General features: G+C 69.5%; 4 protein-coding genes and 1 pseudogene. 2 read left to right on the forward strand and 3 right to left on the reverse strand.

Translation table 11 applies throughout. The features are described 5' to 3' along the window. Positions 1-64: 64 nt before the first annotated feature. A complete protein-coding gene (locus G6023_RS01135; RefSeq protein ID WP_096906381.1) occupies positions 65-1,495 on the reverse strand; it encodes a sugar porter family MFS transporter in 1,431 nt (476 codons plus the stop codon). 180 nt (positions 1,496-1,675) lie between these two features. Here G6023_RS01135 and G6023_RS01140 point away from each other — a divergent pair, with 180 nt between their 5' ends. After that, a complete protein-coding gene (locus G6023_RS01140) occupies positions 1,676-2,050 on the forward strand; it encodes an SgcJ/EcaC family oxidoreductase (RefSeq protein WP_154830988.1) in 375 nt (124 codons plus the stop codon). A 49-nt stretch (positions 2,051-2,099) separates the two neighbouring features. On the opposite strand, the gene G6023_RS01145 is transcribed toward G6023_RS01140, so the two are convergent. After that, entirely contained in the window at positions 2,100-2,789 is a 690-nt protein-coding gene (locus tag G6023_RS01145; protein ID WP_182633870.1) for an AIM24 family protein, read from the reverse strand. A gap of 38 nt (positions 2,790-2,827) precedes the next feature. On the opposite strand from G6023_RS01145, the gene G6023_RS01150 reads away from it, so the two are divergent. Beyond that, complete coding sequence (locus G6023_RS01150) at positions 2,828-3,109, forward strand: Lrp/AsnC family transcriptional regulator (protein WP_067720093.1); 282 nt, start codon at positions 2,828-2,830, stop codon at positions 3,107-3,109. Between the two features lie 57 nt (positions 3,110-3,166). Here the strand turns inward: G6023_RS01150 and G6023_RS01155 are convergent. Next, a pseudogene (locus G6023_RS01155) lies at positions 3,167-3,350 on the reverse strand (hypothetical protein); the annotation flags it as partial.

Below are 3,350 nucleotides of genomic sequence, written 5' to 3' on the forward strand. Positions count from 1 at the left end.
GTCGCCGCCCAGCGCCGTCGCTGCGGTCGACGGGCCGGGCCGGGCGGCGGGGTCGGCCGCGCCGCTACATGTCCTCCAGCGACCGACCGTTGGTCTCCGGGATGAACTTCGCCACGAACAGCAGCGACAGCAGCGCGGAGACCGCGTAGAAGCCGTAGGTGAACGTCAGGCTGAACTCGGCCATCGGCGGGAACGCGGTGGACACGGCGAAGTTCGCCAGCCACTGCGCGGCCGCCGCCAGGCCGAGGGCCGCGGAGCGGATGCGGTTGTTGAACATCTCGCCGAGCAGCACCCACACGGCCGGGCCCCACGACATGCCGAAGAACACGACGAACCCGTTCGCGGCGATGAGCGCGATCAGCCCTTGGGTGTCGGCGAGCTGTGGGGCGAGCTCGCCGTCCGGGCCCGGTCCCATGGTCGCGGTGCTGAACATCAGCGCCATCACGGCCAGCGAGATCGTCATGCCGACGGACCCGGTGATGAGGAGCTTGCGGCGGCCGATCTTGTCGATGAGTGCGATCGCCACGATCGTCACCACGATGTTCGTCACGGACGTGATGACCGTCTGGGTGAGCGCGTCCTCCTCGGTGAAGCCGACCGACTGCCACAGCGAGGTGGAGTAGTAGAAGATCACGTTGATGCCCACGGCCTGCTGGAAGACCGACAGGATGATGCCGATCCACACGATGGGCAGCAGGTTGACCCCGCCCGGCTTGACCAGGTCGCGCCACGAGCGCTTGCGGTCGTCGCGGACCGTCGCGCGGATCTCCCTGATCCGGGAGTCGACACCGCCCTGCTGAATGGAGCGGAGGACCTCGCGGGCCCGGTCGACCATGCCCTTGCCCACCAGGTAGCGCGGTGATTCGGGGATGGTCAGCGCGAGCACCCCGTAGGTCACGGCGGGGATCACCTCCGCCCAGAACATCCACCGCCACGCCTCGGCGCCGAACCACAGTTCCTCGATCGCGCCGCCCGCGATGCCGGCCAGCCAGGCGTCGGAGAGCAGTGCGACGAAGATGCCGGAGACGATCGCGAGCTGCTGCAGTGATCCCAGCCGACCGCGGATCGCGGGTGGGGCGACCTCGGCGATGTAGGCCGGCGCGATGACGGACGCCGCGCCCACCCCGAGCCCGCCGACCAGCCGCCAGATGATGAGGTCGACGGGGCCGAAGGCGAACCCGGTCCCCAGGGCACTGGCGGTGAACAGCACCGACGCGAGGATCATCACGCGGGTGCGACCCCAGTGGTCGGCCAGACGACCGGCGACGTAGGCGCCGACCATGCACCCGAGGAGGGCGGAGGACACGGCGAAGCCGGTCAGCCCGGCGTTCATCTCGAAGGTCTCCTGCACGGCGTCCACGGCACCGTTGATCACCGCGGTGTCGAACCCGAACAGGAAGCCGCCCAACGCCGCGACCAGGGAGATGAGCACCACCCGGCCGGTGTTGAACGTCTCCTCCTCGGCGGGTGTCGGTGAGGTCTGCTGCGTGGACATGACGTACCCCGCTCTGTCGGCCGATGCACCTGCACCAAGTGGTGAAGGGAGCGTAGGCACGCGGTGCAAGTGACGCAAGCGATAAAGGGGACAGTCGTTCCGCCCGGTCCGCCCCCACGGGACGAGAACACGTTCTAGGCTCGGGGTCACCTCGTCGTCGTCACCGAAAGGGCCACCGCCTTGAGCGCCTCACCCGACCAGATCCGTTCCACCGCCGACTCCTACATCGCGGCACTGACCGCCGGCGACCTCGAGGCCGTGATGGACCTCTACGCCGAGGGCGCCACCGTCGAGGACCCGGTGGGCAACGGCACCGTCCACGAGGGCAAGGCGGCCATCCGCGAGTTCTACGCCAGCGTCGTGGCGATGAAGATCGAGGGCGAGGTGCTCGAGGCCCGCGTGTGCGGCGACGACCTGCTGTTCAACTTCGAGATCACCACGCACTTCGACGCGGACTCCAAGGCCACCATCAACGTGTGGGACCTCATGACCCACGACGAGCAGGGCAAAGTCACCTCGATGCGCGCCTACTGGACCCCGGAGAACATGCGCTGACCCCGCGCCCCTGAACCCCGCGCCGGCCGGGGTCGCCGGGGCGCGCGGACTACGCGCCGCCCTGGCTCCCGGCCCCCTGGGGCACGTTCTCCGACGGTTGCACGACCACCAGTCCCGCGCCGCCGAACGCCAACTGGAACGTCTCCCCGGACCCGCCCCGGAGCAGGGACTTCACCCCGCCCGTGTCCACTCGGACGTCCATCGTCACCCCGGCGGTCCACAGGACCACGGCCTGGGGATCGGCGAACGTCGGCGCGGAGGTCACGTCGAGCGCGACCGGCTGGCCCTTGGTGGTCACCGCCACGAACCCGGTCCCCCGCAGGGAGACGTTGAACAACCCGCCGGTCATCACGGCACCCTTGGCGGCGATGCGGTGGATGTCCCACGCGATCCCCTCGGAGAACGCCAGCACGCTCGCACCGTTGACCGAGATCATGTCGTCCTCCAGGTAGAGGACCTGGACCTCGGAGGCCTGGTCAGCGAGGAACAGCTCACCCCGCCCGGTGCAGCGCATGAGGGGCACACCCTCCCCCGTCGCCGCCGCCTTGAACATCCTGCCGATCCCGCCGCTGCCGACGTTCTCGAACCCGACCTGCCCCTGGTAGGCGACCATCGATCCGGTCCGCGCGAGGATCGGCTGGTCGGCGAGCGTCACCTTGAGCATCTTGGAGTTCTGGAGGGCGAACGGGCGGTTCGTCTCCGCCTCGCGCGCCGACTGGAAGAGGTCCCCGTGGATCATGGCGCACACGGTACGCCCGCTCCACTAGCCTTGGGGTCATGATCACCGCAATCGTCTTCGTCCACGCCGAGACGGCGCGGATCCCCGAGGTCGCCGGGGCCATCGCCGATATCGACGGAGTCTCCGAGGTCTACTCGGTCACCGGCACCATCGACCTCATCGTGCTGGTGCGGGCCCGGCGCAACGACGAGATCGCCGACATCGTCTCGGACCGCCTCAACAAGGTCCCCGGCGTGGTGGACACCGAGACCCACATCGCGTTCCGCACCCAGTCCAAGCACGATCTCGAGGCCGCGTTCTCGATCGGGTACGAGGACTGAATCGGGTACGAGGACCGAACCGGCTACGAGGACCGAACCGGCTACGGGGGCCGGGAGTCAGGTCGGCTGGCCGGTCATCTGCTGTATCCGGGCCCGACGGCGGGCCCGGCGTCGGGCGCGCTGTAGCTCGGTGAGGAGCTCCCTGCCGGTCCATTGTCGCCGGTCCTCGCCGGCCGCCTCGGCCTCGTGCACCAGCGCCACCGTCCGCGCGCAGGCCGGCGCCTCCAGGCCCAGCGTGCGG

This window comes from Dietzia sp. DQ11-71 (assembly GCF_014144995.1).
In the GTDB taxonomy this organism is placed as follows: Bacteria; Actinomycetota; Actinomycetes; order Mycobacteriales; family Mycobacteriaceae; genus Dietzia; species Dietzia kunjamensis.

Coding starts and splice junctions, on each gene's coding strand:
- G6023_RS01145 (WP_182633870.1), bottom strand. CDS start 2,789: ATGATCCACGGGGACCTCTTCCAGTCGGCGCGCGAGGCGGAGACGAAC.
- G6023_RS01150 (WP_067720093.1), top strand. CDS start 2,828: ATGATCACCGCAATCGTCTTCGTCCACGCCGAGACGGCGCGGATCCCC.
- G6023_RS01135 (WP_096906381.1), bottom strand. CDS start 1,495: ATGTCCACGCAGCAGACCTCACCGACACCCGCCGAGGAGGAGACGTTC.